Source organism: Cronobacter turicensis (assembly GCF_041222865.1).
In the GTDB taxonomy this organism is placed as follows: domain Bacteria; phylum Pseudomonadota; class Gammaproteobacteria; order Enterobacterales; family Enterobacteriaceae; genus Cronobacter; species Cronobacter turicensis.
On the sequence record NZ_CP165997.1, the window covers coordinates 3,566,183 to 3,583,444 of the forward strand.

Genomic DNA, 17,262 nt, shown 5'->3' on the forward strand with positions numbered 1-17,262 from the left:
TGTGACTTATTACTGCTGCGCAGTTTTTCTTATGTCGAATGATACTTCTGTCCATATTATTCAACGGAGATGTGTCAATGGAAAACAGCAGACTCTCTGTCAAAGAAAAAATCGGCTACGGAATGGGTGACGCCGGATGCAATATTATCTTTGGCGCCATCATGTTGTTTGTTAATTACTTCTATACCGATATTTTTGGTCTGGCCCCGGCGCTGGTCGGCGTATTGCTTCTGTCTATTCGCGTTATCGACGCGGTGACCGACCCGATAATGGGCGCCCTCGCCGATCGCACTCGCAGCCGCTTCGGGCGTTTTCGTCCATGGCTGCTGTGGATAGCGTTCCCCTACGCATTATTCAGCGTGCTGATGTTTACCACGCCGGACTGGAGCTACAGCAGCAAGGTTGTCTATGCTTTTGTCACCTACTTCCTGCTCTCCATCACTTACACGGCTATTAACATCCCCTACTGCTCGCTTGGCAGCGTCATCACCAATGACCCGAAAGAGCGCGTCGCTTGTCAGTCTTATCGCTTCGTGATGGTGGGCATCGCCACGCTGCTGCTCTCCCTGACGCTCCTGCCGATGGTGGATTACTTCGGCGGCGGCGACAAAGCCAAAGGCTATCAAATCGCCATGACTATTCTGGCGTTGATTGGCATGTGCATGTTCCTGTTCAGCTTTGCTACGGTGCGCGAGCGTATCCGCCCGGCGGTTCCGACCAACGACGATTTAAAAGCCGATCTGAAAGATGTCTGGAAAAACGACCAGTGGGTGCGCATTCTGCTGCTGACCATCTGCAACGTCTGCCCTGGCTTTATCCGCATGGCGGCGACCATGTATTACGTCACCTGGGTCATGCAGCAGAGCACCAGCTTCGCCACGATGTTTATCAGCCTTGGCGTAATCGGCATGATGATTGGCAGTACGCTCGCCAAAGTGCTGACCGACCGCTGGTGCAAACTGAAAGTGTTTTTCTGGACCAACATCGTGCTGGCGATTTTCTCCAGCGGGTTCTATTTCCTGGATCCACACGCCACCGTACTGATTGTGGTGATGTACTTCCTGCTTAACGTGCTGCATCAGATCCCGTCGCCGCTGCACTGGTCGCTGATGGCGGACGTGGATGATTACGGCGAATGGAAAACCGGCAAGCGCATCACCGGCATCAGCTTCTCCGGCAACCTCTTTTTCCTGAAGCTGGGGCTGGCTATCGCCGGTGCGCTGGTGGGCTTTCTGCTCTCCTGGTATGGCTACGACTCGGGCGCCAAAGCCCAGAGCGCCAGCGCGCTTAACGGCATCGTCATGCTGTTTACCGTGATCCCGGGCGTCGGGTATCTCATTACCGCAGGCGTTGTGCGTATGCTGAAAGTGGATCGTGAACTGATGGCGCGTATTCAGAGCGACCTGGAAAAACGCCGCGAAAACTACCGCGAGCTGTCTGAATACCCGCAGACCAAACCTGTGGAAGTAAAACCTTAAGGAGCGATGATGAATACTTCTCCCTGGCCAAACCCGCTGATTGAACAGCGCGCCGACCCGTTTATTCTGCGCCATCAGGGCCAGTACTACTTTATCGCCTCAGTGCCGGAGTATGACCGTCTGGAAATTCGCCGCGCGCCGTCTATTGAGTCGTTACGCCAGGCGCAACCGGTCGTGGTCTGGCATAAGCCGCAAACCGGGCCGATGAGCGAGCTTATCTGGGCGCCGGAGCTGCATCACATCAACGGCAAATGGTATATCTACTTCGCCGCCGCTCCAACGCGCGAACTGAAAGACAACATGTTTCAGCACCGGATGTACGTGCTGGAGTGTACGGACAGCGATCCGCTGACCGGCACCTGGGAAGAGAAAGGCCAGATCCAGACGCCTTACGATACCTTCTCGCTGGACGCCACTACCTTCGAACATCAGGGCAAACTCTGGTATCTGTGGGCGCAGAAAGCGCCGGATATTCCGGGTAACTCCAATTTGTACCTGTGCGAGATGGAAAACCCGTGGACGCTGAAAGGCGAGCCGGTGATGCTAAGCAAACCGGAGCTGGAGTGGGAGTGCCGCGGCTTTTTAGTGAATGAAGGCCCGGCGGTGGTGAAACATGGCGAGCGTCTGTTTGTGGCTTATTCCGCAAGCGCGACCGATGAAAACTACTGCATGGGGCTGCTCTGGGTAGATCAGGCTGCGGATATGCGCGACCCGCGTAACTGGCATAAATCGCCGCAACCTGTTTTCACCACCAGCTATGAAAACCGACAGTACGGTCCGGGACACAACAGCTTCACCACGACGCCGGATGGTCAGGACGTGCTGGTGTACCATGCGCGTAACTACACGGAAATCGAAGGCGATCCGCTCTGGGACCCGAACCGCCATACCCGCGTGAAGCTGGTTACCTGGGATGACGACGGTATGCCGCAGTTTGGCGTTCCGCCCGCCGATCACTCCTGAGACACGGTCAGCGGCACGCTCACATGAGCGTGCCGTAAATCGTTAACAGCGCGACCACCACCACAATCACCAGCGTCGCTTTCTTCGCCATCGACACCGCCGCCTTCGGCGTTTCCACCTTATCAACATGCGGTTCACGCGCCAGCGCAAACTGCGCAAGGCCGGTCAGCACCTGATATTGCGAGGTGTAGCGATCGAGCAGCGAGGCAAACCACGCGGGCAACGCTTTTTCCCCATGCCCCACCAGCGCATACACCACGCCCGCCAGACGCACCGGCACCCAGTCCAGCACGTGCAACACGGCGTCAATGCCCGAAAGCAAACGCTGATGCGGCGTGTGGTGGCGGGCAACCCAGCTCTGCCAGGCGCGTAAGAAGGCGTATCCCGTCAGCGTAACCGGACCCCACATACCGCCCACCACAAACCAGAACATGGGCGCCAGATAAAAACGGTAGTTAATCCACAACAGGCCATTTTGCAGCTCACGCAGGTACTCCCGCTCATCGCAGCCCGGCGGTACGCCGTGGATAAGGGTCAGTTCATAAGCCATGTTTTCGCGCGCGTGGCTGTCATTCTGGCTCGCCGCTTTAAGATAAGCGTGGTAGTGCCTGCGCACGCCACCTGCGCCGATACACAGCACGCCGATGACAATCCAGAAAATCAGCAGCGGCACGTTAAAGAACCAGCCTTCCAGGGCGTTCAGGCACAGGAAAACAATCAGCATCGCCAGCACCGCCATGCCAAGCGTAAAGAACAGCGAGAAGTGGCGGACGCGGCGAAAGAGCGGCTCAAGGCGATGATCCAGTTGCCAGTGTTCGCCCAGTTTGAAAAGCCGTTCGGCGATAAGTACCAGCAGCAGGGTAAAAAGCGTCATCTCATCTCCTTATCGGACGGCTCGTTCACCAGCGCGCGAAAGCGCGGCCAGTCAAAAGCCGGACCGGGATCGGTTTTACGTTCAGGCGCGATATCGCTGTGTCCGGTCATATGGTTTTTCATCGCCGGATAAAGGCCCATCAGCGTGCGCGTCACCGCGGTCAGTTGCCGGTACTGCGCGTCGGTGTAAGGTTGCGTATCCGTTCCTTCAAGCTCAATACCGATGGAAAAGTCGTTGCAGCGCTCGCGTCCCTGGTAGCAGGATACGCCAGCGTGCCAGGCGCGTTTATCAAAAGGCACATACTGCACAATTTCGCCGTCACGACGAATCAGGCAATGCGCCGAAACACGCAGGTGGGCAATGTCGGCGAAATAAGGGTGCGCCTGCGGATCGAGCGTACCGGCGAACAGCGCGTCAATCCAGGGACCGCCAAACACCCCTGGCGGCAGGCTGATGTTATGCACTACCAGCAACGAAGGCGCTTCATCCTCTGGCCGGCAGTCGTGATGCGGCGAGGGCGCATGCCGGGCATCCACCAGCCAGCCATCTTTCACCTGCATGTGCAATTCTCCTTTCTGTGGTACTCAAACTCGCTTCAGAGTAGCATGTTTCATTCTTTTGATTAGCCACCAATCTGGAGTTATATCATGCCACCTCGCCGTTACAATCCGGACCATCGACGTGACGTGCTACTGGAACGAATCACCCTGGATATCCCCTTAACCGTCGCTCAGGCCCTGCGTGAAGATCTCGGCGGCGAGACCGATGCCAGCCGCGATATTACCGCGCAGTTGTTACCGCCAGACAGTCGTTCGCACGCGGTAGTTATCACGCGCGAAGCGGGCGTGTTCTGCGGCAAACGCTGGGTTGATGAGGTTTTTATCCAGCTTGGCGGCGATGTCAACGTGACGTGGCACGTGAAAGATGGTGACGACGTACAGCCGGATCAGCCGCTTTTTGAGCTCGAAGGCCGCTCCCGCGTCCTGCTGACCGGCGAGCGCACCGCGCTGAATTTCGTGCAAACGCTTTCCGGCGTGGCTACCGAAGTTCGCCGTTATGTGGCGCTGCTGGAAGGCACCCACACGCAACTGCTCGACACCCGTAAAACCGTACCTGGGCTGCGCAGCGCGCTGAAATACGCGGTACTGTGCGGCGGCGGCGCTAACCATCGTCTGGGGCTGTCCGATGCGTTTCTGATCAAAGAAAACCATATCATCGCTTCTGGCTCGGTGCGCCTGGCGGTGGAAAAAGCGTTCTGGCTGCATCCCGACGTGCCGGTTGAAGTCGAAGTGGAATCGCTTGAAGAACTCGACGCCGCGCTGAAAGCCGGGGCCGATATCATCATGCTGGACAACTTTACTGTCGATCAAATGCGTGAAGCGGTAAAACGTACCGCAGGCCAGGCACGGCTGGAGGTTTCCGGCAACGTCACGCTGGAGACGCTGCGCGAATTCGCGCAAACCGGCGTGGACTTCATCTCCGTCGGGGCATTGACTAAACATATTCGCGCGCTCGACCTCTCCATGCGTTTTCGCTAATTCACCATTGGGCAGGTTTTCGCCTGCCCTCTCCCTGCCGTTATCTTCGTGTTTTCTCTCAGTGTTGTCCTGCTTTTTTTAGAGCACCCTCTTGTTTATTAAAGGATTTGCGAGACGTTACGCAACCGCGTTGCGGTTTCGTGCAACGACGTGAATTTCATCTGAATACAGATTCCTGAATTGGTTTGTTCGTCTGGAGACTCTTTTTGGGGCCTGACAGAGTGGCGTCACCCAACCAAGGAGGAAACATGAACAAACAAAGCGGCTTCACGCTGATTGAACTGATGGTGGTGATAGGCATCATCGCCATTCTTAGCGCCATTGGCGTACCGGCATACCAGAATTATCTGCGCAAAGCGGCGCTGACGGACATGCTGCAAACGGTAATTCCTTACCGCACCGCCATTGAGCTTTGCGTTATCGATCGCGGCGGGCTTGGCAGCTGCGATGCAGGCACGAATGGCATTCCGGCGCCAAAAACGACCCGCTATGTAAGCGAAATGACCGTTGCGCAAGGCGTAATAAGCGTCACTGGCCAGGACAGCCTCAACGGTTTGTCGGTCACGCTGACGCCCCAGTGGAACAGCGCTAACGGCATGGAAGGCTGGAAGCGAACCTGCGCCACCAGCGACACCGCATTGCAGCAGGCCTGCGAAGATGTCTTTCGCAGTTCGCTACCTTAAGCGGAGGTAGCGTGATGTCACTCGATTACTTACATACGTTATGCCAGCGCTATAACGCGCTGGTTCTGAATATCGACGACGCCACGGTGCATATCGCCGTGGCGGGCGAGCCCAGTAATGAGCTCATGGATGCGCTACGGTTTTCCACGCACCGGCATATTGATATTGAATGCTGGAGCGCCGAACGGCTGGAAAAAGAGCGGCAGCTTACGTCCGACCCACTACGCCCGGCGGCTCAGGATGAGAGCGCCTCTGTGGTTGAGCTGATTGATAAGACGTTGCAACAGGCGCTACAGCGGCGCGCATCCGATATCCATTTTGAACCGGCGGAAGCGCACTACCAGATAAGGTTTCGTATTGATGGCGTTTTACACGCCCTGCCGCCGCTGCCAGCGAGGCTTGCCAGCGCGCTGACCGCGCGCCTTAAGGTGTTAGGCAACCTTGATATCGCGGAGCGCAGGCTCCCGCAGGACGGGCAGTTCAGCATTGAGCTTGCGGGCCGGACGGTCTCTTTTCGCATCTCTACCCTGCTTTGCCGCTGCGGTGAAAAAGTGGTGTTGCGTCTGTTACAGCAAACGGAGCAGCCGCTTGAAGTGCAGGCGCTGGGCTTATCGCAGGCGCAGCAAACCCTGTTTTGTCAGGCGTTGCAGCGCCCGCAGGGGCTGATTCTGGTTACTGGCCCCACCGGGAGTGGTAAAACCGTCACGCTGTACACCGCGCTCAGCGCGCTTAACGATCCACAGGTGAATATTTGCAGCGTGGAAGATCCTGTTGAAATTCCTGTCACGGGCCTTAACCAGACGCCGGTGCTGCCGAAAGCTGGCCTGACCTTTCAGGCCGTGCTGCGAGCGCTGTTAAGACAGGATCCGGACGTTATCATGATTGGTGAAATCCGCGATCTCGAAACCGCGGAAATCGCGGTAAAAGCTGCGCAGACGGGGCATCTGGTGCTCTCAACGCTTCACACCAACTCCACGACGGAAACCCTGGTGCGACTCGAACAGATGGGATTGCCGCGCTGGATGCTGGCGTCTGCGCTGGAGCTGGTTGTCGCACAGCGGCTGGTCAGAAAGCTTTGCCCTTACTGCCGGGTCTTTTCCCAGGAGCCAGTAACGCTCCCGGCCTCGCTCTGGCCGCGCCCGATCCATCCTTACAAGGCCTGCGGGTGCGAACGCTGCTATGGCGGTTATTACGGACGCATCGCGCTTTTTGAGCTGCTCAGCATTAACGCGGCGCTGCGCCAGACGATTGCCAGCGGCGCCCCGCCTGCGGAGATAGCATCGCAAGCGCGGGCTCAGGGCATAACCACACTTTTTGAACACGGGCTACAGGCCGTAGAGGCAGGGCTTACCACGCCCGAAGAGCTTTATCGCGTTTCGGGTGCGCCACATGGATAACGTGTTATGGCGCTGGCGCGGCGTTGATAAAGAGGGCGCAAGTTGTGATGGCATGATCTGGGCGTCAGATAAAATAAGCGCATCGTTGCAGTTGCTGGATGACGAGGTTCATCCGCTGATACTCAAGCGCGCCAGCGTAAACAAGCGCCACTGGCGCAGCGAGCATAAAATCCTGGCAGTCCGCCAGCTGGCAGCGCTGCTACAGGCGGGCGTCAGCCTGACGCAGGGTCTGGCGATGCTTTCGAGCCAGCATCCCGTCGCCCAGTGGCGCGCGCTGTTTGCGCAGCTTGCGAAACAGCTCGGCCGCGGCGTCGCCTTCTCAGAAACGTTACGCCAGTGGCCGGACATTTTTCCTCCACTCTATATCTCGCTCATGCGTACCGGCGAACTGACCGGGAAGCTCGATATGTGCTGCCAGCAACTGGCGCAACAGCAGGAGGATCAGCAAAAATTACGTAAGCAGGTCATCAAAGCGCTGCGCTACCCGGCCTTTATTTTTACCGTCGCGCTGCTGCTGACGCTGGGTATGACCTGCTTTGTCTTGCCGCAGTTTACGGCTATCTATCGTTCTTTTAATACGCCGCTGCCGCTGGTGACACGCGCCGTTATTGCGCTCTCTGAAGGTTTGATGCAGTACGCGGTATGGTGGCTCGGCGTGTTACTCATAGCGCCTTTACTCATTATCAGGCTTCGGCGAAAGCCACAATGGCAGCTGCGGGAGGCTGCATGGCTTCTGAAACTGCCGCTGTTTGGCCCGCTGATTCGCGGTCAGTTGCTAAGCCAGATCTATACGGTGCTCTCACTCATGCAGGGTGCCGGTATTCCTTTACTTCAGAGCCTTAGTAGCGTGGAAGAGACGCTGGCATCACCCTTATGGCGCCAGGCTGTCAGGCGCGTTAAAGAAGGTATCGCCAGCGGATTGCCGTTATGGAGAGCGCTGGAGCAGGAAACGGTATTTACCGCGCTGTGTATTCAGTTAGTTCGTACAGGAGAAGAAACCGGCTCGCTGGATCTGATGCTGGAGAAACTTGCCGGGTGGCATCTTGCTCAAACATCTGAACGCGCCCAGACGCTGGCCGCCACGCTGGAGCCGCTTATGATGATGGTCATAGGGTTGATTGTCGGCACGCTGGTGGTTGCGATGTATTTGCCGATATTTCGGCTTGGGGATGCGATGAGTGGAATGAATTAATGCTGGCGCAAAGAAGCGCCAGCATCATATTTACCGGTTCAGAGGCTGTTAAACACCCGGTTTTCCTGCTCCTGCACGCGAATAAACGTGGTGCGCTTGGTCAGCTCTTTCAGACGGGAGGCCCCGACATAGGTACAGGCAGAACGCAGGCCGCCCATGATATCGCGCGCCGTGTCTTCCACTGGGCCGCGCAGCGGTAGTTTCACCGTTTTGCCTTCTGCGGCACGGTATTGCGCTACGCCGCCGACGTGGCGGTTCATCGCAGATTCGGAACTCATACCGTAGAAGAGCATGAATTTTTCGCCGTTCTGCTCAACCACAGTGCCGCCGCTTTCGTCATGGCCTGCCAGCATACCGCCTAACATAACGAAGTCCGCGCCGCCGCCGAAGGCTTTCGCCACGTCGCCCGGTACGGTGCAGCCGCCGTCGCTGATTATCTGACCACCGAGACCGTGTGCGGCATCCGCACATTCGATAACAGCAGAAAGCTGCGGATAGCCCACACCGGTTTTTACGCGTGTGGTGCAGACAGATCCCGGCCCAATACCGACTTTAACGATATCGGCGCCCGCCAGGATCAGTTCTTCGCACATTTCGCCGGTAACGACATTGCCTGCGATGATCGCTTTATCAGGCCAGGCGGCACGCGCTTTCGCGACGAACTGAACGAAATGCTCTGAGTAGCCGTTCGCAACATCGATACAGATAAATTGTAAGGACGGAGAAAGCGCGAGGATTTCTTTGGTTTTTTCAAAATCGGCATCGGAAGTACCGGTCGACACCATGATATGCTTCAGCACATCTGCCGACACGGACTGGATAAACCCGGCCCAGTCCTGCACGCTGTAATGTTTATGCACCGCCGTCAGGATATCGAACGCCGCCAGCGACTGCGCCATTGCGAAAGTACCAACGGTATCCATATTGGCTGCGATGATCGGAACACCAGACCATTGAACGCGGGAATGTTTAAAGGTGAACTGACGCTCAAGTTCAACATCAGAGCGGCTTTTGAGGGTAGAGCGTTTCGGGCGGATAAGAACGTCTTTAAAACCTAACTTCAAATCTTCTTCAATACGCATTTGCGATTCCTGGGTTAATGGCGATGAGCGCGTAACGTGTGCGGCGGGACAACTGCCAACTCCAGTGACGTTATCATACGCACTAATAATGGCGCCGCAAGACTGCGAAAGCGCTCTTTTTTACGCTACAATCCTATAAATTTACCTTGCGCGCGAGGTCGATAAACGAGCCCGTTGGCGGTGTTTATCGCTTCTTTTAACAGACTGAAAAATAAATATTTTCATGCTGTTTAGTTTATTCCAACAATTCGGGATGATGGCTTTATGGTTTATACGGTAGCACTGACGGGCGGTATCGGAAGCGGCAAAAGTACAGTCGCCGACGCCTTCGCCCATCTCGGCGTTACCGTTGTCGATGCCGATATCATCGCTCGTCAGGTCGTCGAGCCTGGCACGCCCGGACTGAACGCCATTATCGGGCATTTTGGGCCGACCATTTGTCTCCCCGACGGCACACTCAATCGTCGTGCGCTGCGCGAAATCATCTTTTCGAGCCCGCAGGAAAAAGCCTGGCTGAACGGGCTCCTGCACCCGCTTATTCATCAGCAGACACAAGCGGAAATGACGCGCGCCGCGTCAGCCTATGTGCTTTGGGTCGTTCCGCTGCTGCTTGAGAACCAATTACACAGTAAAGCTAACCGCGTGCTGGTGGTGGATGTCACGCCAGAAACGCAGATACAGCGCACCATGCAGCGCGATGGGGTTTCCCGGGAGCATGCAGAGCTTATCCTCAACGCGCAGGCATCACGCGAGGCCCGGTTAGCGGTTGCTGATGACGTCATAGATAATAACGGCTCGCCGGATACGATAGCTCTGGATGTGGCACATCTGCATCAACGCTATCTGCAACTGGCGGCGCAGGCCGTACCACAGGAAAATAAGTAATGCAGACTCACGTTCTTTTTGAACATCCCCTGAATGAAAAAATGCGCACCTGGCTGCGTATCGAATTTCTCATCCAGCAAATGAAAGCGCTGCTGCCTGTCAGCGATCATGCCTCTGCGCTGCACTTCTTTCGCAACGTGGGCGATTTGCTGGATGTCTTTGAGCGCGGCGATACCCGCACTGAACTCCTGAAAGAGCTTGAACGCCAGCAGCGCAAGCTGCAAAGCTGGGCAGAAGTGCCGGGGGTGGATAACGAACGCATTGAGTCGCTGCGCCACGAACTGAAAGCGCGCAGCAGCATGTTGATGGCTGCGCCTCGCCTCGGGCAGACATTGCGTGAAGATCGCCTTATCGCCCTGGTGCGTCAGCGCCTGAGTATCCCCGGCGGTTGTTGCAGCTTCGATTTACCGCTGCTGCACGTCTGGCTCTGCTCACCACAGGAAGAGCGTGACGTTCAGGTAAACTGCTGGCTTGCCACGCTGCAACCCCTGACGTACACGCTGGATATGATCCTGGATCTTATCCGCCAGTCAGCGCCGTTTCGCAAACAAACCAGCCTGAACGGGTTTTATCAGGATAACGGCGATGATGCCGATCTTCTGCGCCTGCAACTCCCGCTTGAAGAAGCGCTTTACCCACAGATTTCCGGCCATAAGAGCCGTTTCGCGATCCGTTTTATGCCGCTCGACAGCGAGCACGGGCGCGTACCGGAACGTTTCGATTTTGAACTGGCCTGTTGCTAAGGAATTATGATGTCAGACGTAACCATCGTTAACTGCCCGACCTGCGGCAAAGAAGTTATCTGGGGTGAGCAAAGCCCGTTTCGTCCGTTCTGTTCAAACCGCTGCCGGCTTATCGATCTGGGAGAGTGGGCCGCTGAAGAGAAACGTATTCCCAGCAGCGGCGATCGCTCCGACACTGACGGCTGGAGCGAGGAAGACAATCAGCCTTAAGGCTGCGCGCGAAGCTTAGTAATCACGGGCTCGTTGGCAGGCGGAAACGCCTGCGCGTCCAGAGCCTGCTGATGCACCCAGTGTCCCGGCTGCCCTTCTTTCCCCCACGGCTCCCCTTCCCAGCTTTCGACCAGGTAAAACCACAGGCTGACGTGGCGATCCGGGAATTCATAGTCCAGCGTTTCAAACAGGGCGGCGGAAGTTACTGTAATCCCGGTCTCTTCCTGAAGCTCGCGGCGAAGCGCCGCTTCAGGCGTTTCGCCCGCTTCAATCTTACCGCCAGGGAATTCCCATTTATTCGCCATGTGCGCATCGGCGGCGCGCTGCGTAATAAAGATTTCGCCCTTTGCGTTACGCACGATACCCACCGCAATTTGTAATTTTTTCATGCTTTTCTTCCTGTAAAAAAGGCGCAGATATCTGCGCCTTTTATGTCGGTTAACAGCCGGTTAGCTTAAGCGGCCGTGGCACTGCTTATACTTTTTACCGGAGCCGCACGGGCATGGATCGTTGCGGCCGACTTTACGTTCGCCGGTCTGCTCAGCCAGTGCTGCGGCTGCGGCGGTTTCGTCGTCCTGATGACTAAGCTGCTGCATCTGCGCCAGGCGCTCCGCCTCTTCACGGCGCTGCTGCTCCATCGCTTCCACTTCTTCCGGCATACGCACCTGCACTTTGCTGATGGTGCTGATGACTTCATATTTCAGCGATTCCAGCATAGCCGCAAACATGGCGAACGATTCACGCTTATATTCCTGCTTCGGATCTTTCTGCGCATAGCCACGCAGGTGAATCCCCTGGCGCAGGTAATCCATCGCCGCCAGGTGCTCTTTCCACAGAGAATCGAGCGTCTGAAGCATCACGCCTTTTTCGAAGTGACGCATCATCTCAGCGCCCACGACGTCTTCTTTACGGGCGTAAACTTCTTTCGCGCTTTCAAGAATACGCTCACGCAGCGTTTCTTCATGCAGGTCCGGCTCTTTATCGAGCCATTGCGCAATAGGCAGCTCCAGATCGAAGTCGTTTTTCAGGCGCTCTTCCAGACCCGGAATATCCCACATCTCTTCCAGCGACTGCGGCGGGATATGGGCATCGATGGTTGCTTTGAAAACGTCTTCGCGGATGCTGTTGATGGTGTCGCTGATGTCAGCCACATCCAGCAGTTCGTTACGCTGGGTGTAGATAGCACGGCGCTGATCGTTGGCAACGTCATCGTATTCCAGCAGTTGTTTACGAATGTCGAAGTTGCGGCTTTCTACTTTGCGCTGCGCGTTAGCAATCGCTTTAGTCACCCATGGGTGTTCAATCGCTTCGCCAGGCTTCATGCCCAGTTTACGCATCATGTTGGCAACGCGATCCGAGGCGAAAATACGCATCAGCGCATCTTCCATGGAGAGATAGAAACGGGAAGAACCCGGATCGCCCTGACGACCGGAACGGCCGCGCAACTGGTTATCGATACGACGCGATTCGTGACGCTCGGTACCGATGATATGCAGACCGCCGGAGGCCAGCACCGCGTCGTGGCGTTTCTGCCAGTCGGCTTTGATCTGCGCAATCTGCTCTTCGCCCGGCGCTTCCAGCTCGGCGATTTCCGCCTGCCAGCTACCGCCCAGCATGATGTCGGTACCACGGCCTGCCATGTTAGTTGCGATGGTGACTGCGCCCGGATAACCCGCCTGCGCGACGATATCTGCTTCGCGGGCATGGAATTTGGCGTTCAGGACGTTGTGTTCGATGCCTGCTTTGGTCAGCGCCTCAGAAATCACTTCGGATTTCTCGATGGAGATAGTCCCTACCAGAACCGGCTGACCTTTCGCAGTACGGTCTTTAATATCTTCGATGATCGCATCGATCTTCTCAGCTTCGGTCATATAGACCAGATCCGGCAGATCTTTACGAATCATCGGACGGTTGGTCGGAACTACGACGGTATCCAGTTTATAGATTGAGCTGAATTCAAACGCTTCGGTATCCGCAGTACCTGTCATCCCCGCCAGTTTTTCATACAGACGGAAATAGTTCTGGAAGGTGATGGAAGCCAGCGTCTGGTTTTCATTCTGGATTTCAACGCCTTCTTTGGCTTCTACAGCCTGATGCAGACCATCAGACCAGCGACGCCCCTGCATGGTACGGCCGGTGTGCTCATCGACGATAATAACTTCGCCATCTTTAACGATGTAGTCAACGTCGCGGGTAAAGAGTACGTGCGCGCGCAGCGCGGCGGTGACGTGATGCATCAGCATGATATTGCCCGGCGAGTAGAGCGATTCGCCTTCGTCCATGATGCCTTCTTTCACCAGCAGCTCTTCAACCAGCACCAGGCCGCGCTCGGTCAGGTTAACCTGACGTGCTTTTTCATCTACCGAGAAGTGGCCTTCACCCTGGAATGTATCGGAGTCTTCTTTCTCCTGACGCACCAGATACGGGATGATTTTGTTCACTTTCTTGTAAAGCTCGGAGCTGTCTTCGGCCGGGCCGGAGATAATCAGCGGCGTACGCGCTTCATCGATAAGAATGGAGTCGACCTCATCCACCAGCGCATAGTGAAGCTTACGCTGTACGCGCTCTTCCGGGCTGAAGGCCATGTTGTCGCGCAGGTAGTCAAAACCATATTCGTTGTTGGTGCCGTAGGTGATATCCGCGGCGTAAGCTTCGCGTTTGGCCGGGGCAGGCATGCCAGACATGTTCACAGCAACGCTCATGCCTAAGAATTCAAACAGCGGACGGTTGTTTTCGGCGTCACGCTGCGCCAGATAGTCGTTGACGGTTACCACGTGAACGCCTTTGCCGGTCAGCGCGTTCAGGTAGGCAGGCAGCGTCGCCGTCAGTGTTTTACCTTCACCAGTACGCATCTCTGCGATGCAGCGATCGTTAAGCACCATACCGCCAAGCAGCTGTACGTCAAAGTGGCGCATGCCAAAGACACGTTTGCTCGCTTCACGCACTACCGCGAAGGCTTCCGGCAGCAGACTTTCCAGCGTTTCGCCTTTTTCCAGGCGCGCGCGGAATTCTGCGGTTTTTGCTTTCAGCTCTTCATCGGAAAGCTTTTCCAGCGCCGGTTCCATGCCGTTAATAAGCGTCACGGCCTTACGCATACGACGTAAGGTACGATCGTTACGGCTACCAAATACCTTGGTTAACATTTTGATTAACATAATAAATTCTCTGAAGCCTCGCACAGGCAAAAATGAAATAAATAAAAACGATAATACTCAGGCGAGGAGACGAGGACCGGCGCGGATACCCTGAACCTGGCGAATCCAGGTGGAAACCGTAAAGGAAAGATGAGGAAGCAAACGCGGTGCGGGCCGCACCTGCGTAGCGGCAGGCTGCAAATCCTGCGTCAGCATCGCGCTGAGCGTATCCAGCAGCGCGAGATGCTGCGCATTCAACGGCAGGCTTTCTTCCATCGCCATTGGTAGCGCCTGCGGCGCCATGGCGAAAGAGAGATGACGGATAACGGTACGAATAGCGTGCTGCTGCCAGTAATCCACACCGAACGCCGCAGAACGGCGTGAGGTTTCACCGATGAGCGCCAGTGAGTCGAAACTGCGCAACGTACCAGTATGGCTGGTGCTGGCCTCAGCAGGCGCGGCGGGTTCAGCGTTATTATTGAGCGCAGGCAGGCCAAGACTGGCCGCGACCATCCCCAAAAGGAGATGCGGCCAGAAATAGCGTCTTCCTAACTGTCGCCAACGCGTGAATATACCAGGCACTGTAACCCACCGGATAACGCTGGCCTGCGCCCGCGTTATGTTATCTGTTAATAAGGGCATAAATATTACCATCATTCCCGCGAGGCGGCAGCAGTATCGCTGCGATACCTTACGCAATCCGCACAAGAAACCAGCAGTTAATCATCAGCAGGGAGATGGTAAAGCAGGATAAAAGGCGAAGAGAAAAATGGCGGTCTGAAAGCAATAAAAAAACGACTGGTGAACACAGGCCGGAGAGAGTACCTGGTCTACCAGTCGTCTTTAGTCAAACTATGCGGTTACGCCAGCACCAGCGAAGGCGCTTTGAAAGCCAGAGGCAGTTCAGCATCGTCTTCATAGGTGACATATTCCCAGGCTTCTTGTTTCGCAAGAACCGCCTGCAGCAATTTGTTGTTCAACGCATGACCCGATTTATAGGCGGTAAACGCGCCGATAATGTTGTGGCCACACATGAACAGGTCACCAATCGCATCCAGCATTTTGTGACGAACGAATTCATCTTCAAAACGCAGACCGTCTTCGTTCAGTACGCGATAATCGTCAACAACGATGGCACAATCGAAGCTGCCGCCCAGGCACAAACCGCGGGACTGCAGATATTCAATATCACGCATGAAACCGAAAGTACGGGCACGACTGATCTGGCGCATAAACGCATCTGCAGAGAAATTCATGCAGTAGCGCTGATTGCTCGCATCAATGGCCGGGTGGTTGAAGTCGATAGTGAAGTCCAGCGAAAAACCGTTATACGGTTTAAATTCCGCCCACTTATCGCCATCTTCTACACGCACGGTTTCTTTGATGCGCACGAATTTCTTCGCTACGTTCAGCTCATCGATACCTGCATCAACCAGCAGGTACACGAACGGCGCTGCGCTGCCATCCATAATCGGGATTTCAGGCGCGTCCACTTCAACGATGATGTTGTCGATACCAAGACCCGCCAGCGCGGCGTTCAGGTGCTCGACGGTAGAAATCCGCACATCATGCTCATTGACCAGGCAAGTACAGAGCATGGTATCACGCACAGATTTGGCATCGGCCGGGAAATCTACCGGAGGATTCAAGTCGGTGCGACGATAGATGACCCCGGTATTTGCCGGCGCAGGGCGCAGCGTCAGGGTGACTTTTTTGCCGGTATGTAAACCGACGCCAGTCGCCTGAACGATACGTTTAAGAGTCCTTTGTTTGATCATCGTATAATCTCGCCAAATAATTCACCTTACCGATAGTGTACATCACAACCGGTGGGGCATTTTAGCACAAAGAGCGCATCTGCCCAACTTCCGGCTTATTCTTAATCAGCCTGCTTACGCAGAAACGCCGGGATATCCAGATAATCTGGCTCTTTCGCCGTCTGCGGCGTCGGGTCGTTAACCACTTTAGAAGCTGGTTTCTGCTCCTGGGTCAGCGGGGCCATACCGTGCTGCTGATAACGATCCATTGCAGGCTGCTGCGTCTGTTTGTTGGTCACCAGGGTGATTTCAGGACGCTTATCCATGCCGATACCGGTCGCAACAACCGTTACGCGCAGTTCGTCGTTCATATCCGGGTCGAGAGACGTACCGATAACCACGGTGGCGTTATCCGATGCGAAGGCACGGATGGTGTTACCCACGGTTTCGAACTCATCAAGACGCAGGTCGAAGCCCGCCGTGATGTTGACCAGAACGCCGCGCGCGCCGGACAGATCGATATCTTCCAGCAGCGGGCTGGAGATAGCCATTTCGGCCGCTTCTTCTGCCCGGTCTTCGCCGCTTGCGACACCCGAGCCCATCATGGCGTAACCCATTTCAGACATCACGGTACGCACATCTGCAAAGTCGACGTTCATCAGACCCGGACGCGTAATCAGCTCGGCGATACCCTGCACCGCCCCTTTCAGCACGTCGTTGGCCGCGCCGAACGCGTCCAGCAGAGAGATCCCACGACCCAGCACTTTCAGCAGCTTGTCGTTAGGAATGGTAATCAGGGAGTCGACATGACGGGAGAGCTCGGCAATACCCTGTTCGGCAAAAGCCATACGCTTTTTGCCTTCAAAGTTAAACGGCTTGGTCACGACAGCCACGGTCAGAATGCCGAGGTCTTTCGCCACTTCAGCGACAACCGGCGCAGCGCCGGTGCCTGTGCCGCCGCCCATGCCGGCTGCGATAAACACCATATCAGCGCCATCTAATGCGGCGCGCAGCGCTTCGCGGTCTTCTTCCGCAGCGTTGCGACCGACTTCCGGGTTGGCGCCCGCGCCCAAACCTTTAGTGATGCCGCTACCAATCTGGATAGTCTGGCCGACTGCGGTTTTACGCAGCGCCTGGGCATCGGTGTTGACTGCGAAGAACTCAACACCTTCGATGCGCTCGCGCACCATGTGCTCTACGGCATTACCGCCGCCGCCACCGACGCCGATGACTTTAATCACCGCGTCGTTGGTCAGTTCCATAGGTTCAAACATAATGTCTCTCCGTTTTGTGCCTTTCGCCTGAGACCGCTAATTTTGTCCGGTC

At 55.9% G+C, this 17,262-nt stretch carries 17 protein-coding genes; 9 read left to right on the top strand and 8 right to left on the bottom strand.

From position 1 onward, the window contains the following. Positions 1 to 77: 77 nt before the first annotated feature. Together AB8W27_RS17070 and AB8W27_RS17075 are read left to right on the top strand one after the other, a co-directional pair. Entirely contained in the window at positions 78 to 1,478 is a 1,401-nt protein-coding gene (locus AB8W27_RS17070; protein ID WP_041923197.1) for a glycoside-pentoside-hexuronide (GPH):cation symporter, read from the top strand. A 9-nt stretch (positions 1,479 to 1,487) separates the two neighbouring features. Beyond that, positions 1,488 to 2,441: a family 43 glycosylhydrolase gene (locus AB8W27_RS17075; RefSeq protein WP_041923196.1), complete on the top strand. Its 954-nt coding sequence runs from the start codon at positions 1,488 to 1,490 to the stop codon at positions 2,439 to 2,441. 19 nt (positions 2,442 to 2,460) lie between these two features. Here AB8W27_RS17075 and ampE read toward each other — a convergent pair whose 3' ends face one another. Together ampE and ampD are read right to left on the bottom strand one after the other, a co-directional pair. Beyond that, complete coding sequence (gene ampE, locus AB8W27_RS17080) at positions 2,461 to 3,315, bottom strand: beta-lactamase regulator AmpE (protein ID WP_007768417.1); 855 nt, start codon at positions 3,313 to 3,315, stop codon at positions 2,461 to 2,463. After that, the gene (gene ampD / locus AB8W27_RS17085) at positions 3,312 to 3,875 is read right to left on the bottom strand and encodes a 1,6-anhydro-N-acetylmuramyl-L-alanine amidase AmpD (protein WP_041923195.1); all 564 of its coding nucleotides are present in this window, start codon (positions 3,873 to 3,875) and stop codon (positions 3,312 to 3,314) included. Before ampD ends, ampE begins: the two co-directional genes overlap by 4 nt. Positions 3,876 to 3,962: 87 nt before the next feature. Between ampD and nadC the strand changes: the two genes are divergently transcribed. From nadC to hofC, 4 genes are all read left to right on the top strand, one after another. Next, the gene (nadC, locus tag AB8W27_RS17090; protein ID WP_041923194.1) at positions 3,963 to 4,853 is read left to right on the top strand and encodes a carboxylating nicotinate-nucleotide diphosphorylase; all 891 of its coding nucleotides are present in this window, start codon (positions 3,963 to 3,965) and stop codon (positions 4,851 to 4,853) included. A gap of 248 nt (positions 4,854 to 5,101) precedes the next feature. Further along, entirely contained in the window at positions 5,102 to 5,536 is a 435-nt protein-coding gene (gene ppdD / locus AB8W27_RS17095) for a prepilin peptidase-dependent pilin (protein WP_012815310.1), read from the top strand. A 14-nt stretch (positions 5,537 to 5,550) separates the two neighbouring features. Next, positions 5,551 to 6,933, top strand: a complete 1,383-nt coding sequence (gene gspE / locus AB8W27_RS17100; protein ID WP_041923193.1) for a type II secretion system protein GspE — start codon at positions 5,551 to 5,553, stop codon at positions 6,931 to 6,933. Next, positions 6,926 to 8,125 (top strand): protein transport protein HofC, encoded by a 1,200-nt coding sequence (hofC, locus tag AB8W27_RS17105; RefSeq protein WP_041923192.1) that lies wholly within the window; start codon positions 6,926 to 6,928, stop codon positions 8,123 to 8,125. Before gspE ends, hofC begins: the two co-directional genes overlap by 8 nt. Before the next feature lie 38 nt (positions 8,126 to 8,163). On the opposite strand, the gene AB8W27_RS17110 is transcribed toward hofC, so the two are convergent. After that, positions 8,164 to 9,207, bottom strand: coding sequence for a GMP reductase (locus tag AB8W27_RS17110; protein ID WP_012815307.1), 1,044 nt, complete (start codon positions 9,205 to 9,207; stop codon positions 8,164 to 8,166). Positions 9,208 to 9,471: 264 nt separating this feature from the next. Between AB8W27_RS17110 and coaE the strand changes: the two genes are divergently transcribed. From coaE to yacG, 3 genes are read left to right on the top strand one after another with little or no spacing between them, the layout of a single operon-like run. Further along, on the top strand, positions 9,472 to 10,092 hold the full coding sequence (gene coaE, locus AB8W27_RS17115; protein WP_012815306.1) for a dephospho-CoA kinase: 621 nt from the start codon (positions 9,472 to 9,474) through the stop codon (positions 10,090 to 10,092). Beyond that, positions 10,092 to 10,835: a cell division protein ZapD gene (gene zapD / locus AB8W27_RS17120; protein WP_012815305.1), complete on the top strand. Its 744-nt coding sequence runs from the start codon at positions 10,092 to 10,094 to the stop codon at positions 10,833 to 10,835. The genes coaE and zapD overlap by 1 nt, the downstream gene beginning before the upstream one ends. Before the next feature lie 9 nt (positions 10,836 to 10,844). Beyond that, positions 10,845 to 11,045 carry a DNA gyrase inhibitor YacG gene (gene yacG / locus AB8W27_RS17125; RefSeq protein WP_007768394.1) on the top strand — a complete coding sequence of 67 codons (201 nt, stop codon included), beginning with the start codon at positions 10,845 to 10,847 and terminating at the stop codon, positions 11,043 to 11,045. Here yacG and mutT read toward each other — a convergent pair. The 5 genes from mutT to ftsZ all read right to left on the bottom strand — a co-directional run bounded on the left by mutT (position 11,042) and on the right by ftsZ (position 17,210). After that, a complete protein-coding gene (mutT, locus tag AB8W27_RS17130) occupies positions 11,042 to 11,434 on the bottom strand; it encodes an 8-oxo-dGTP diphosphatase MutT (protein ID WP_012815304.1) in 393 nt (130 codons plus the stop codon). The two genes, yacG and mutT, sit on opposite strands and share 4 nt — an antisense overlap. A 60-nt stretch (positions 11,435 to 11,494) precedes the next feature. Then, positions 11,495 to 14,200 carry a preprotein translocase subunit SecA gene (gene secA / locus AB8W27_RS17135; RefSeq protein WP_012815303.1) on the bottom strand — a complete coding sequence of 902 codons (2,706 nt, stop codon included), beginning with the start codon at positions 14,198 to 14,200 and terminating at the stop codon, positions 11,495 to 11,497. Between the two features lie 57 nt (positions 14,201 to 14,257). After that, positions 14,258 to 14,761: a secA translation cis-regulator SecM gene (gene secM, locus AB8W27_RS17140; RefSeq protein ID WP_199778685.1), complete on the bottom strand. Its 504-nt coding sequence runs from the start codon at positions 14,759 to 14,761 to the stop codon at positions 14,258 to 14,260. A gap of 278 nt (positions 14,762 to 15,039) precedes the next feature. Beyond that, positions 15,040 to 15,957, bottom strand: coding sequence for a UDP-3-O-acyl-N-acetylglucosamine deacetylase (gene lpxC, locus AB8W27_RS17145; RefSeq protein ID WP_012815300.1), 918 nt, complete (start codon positions 15,955 to 15,957; stop codon positions 15,040 to 15,042). Between the two features lie 101 nt (positions 15,958 to 16,058). Next, positions 16,059 to 17,210, bottom strand: a complete 1,152-nt coding sequence (gene ftsZ / locus AB8W27_RS17150; protein WP_004388393.1) for a cell division protein FtsZ — start codon at positions 17,208 to 17,210, stop codon at positions 16,059 to 16,061. Positions 17,211 to 17,262 lie beyond the last annotated feature (52 nt).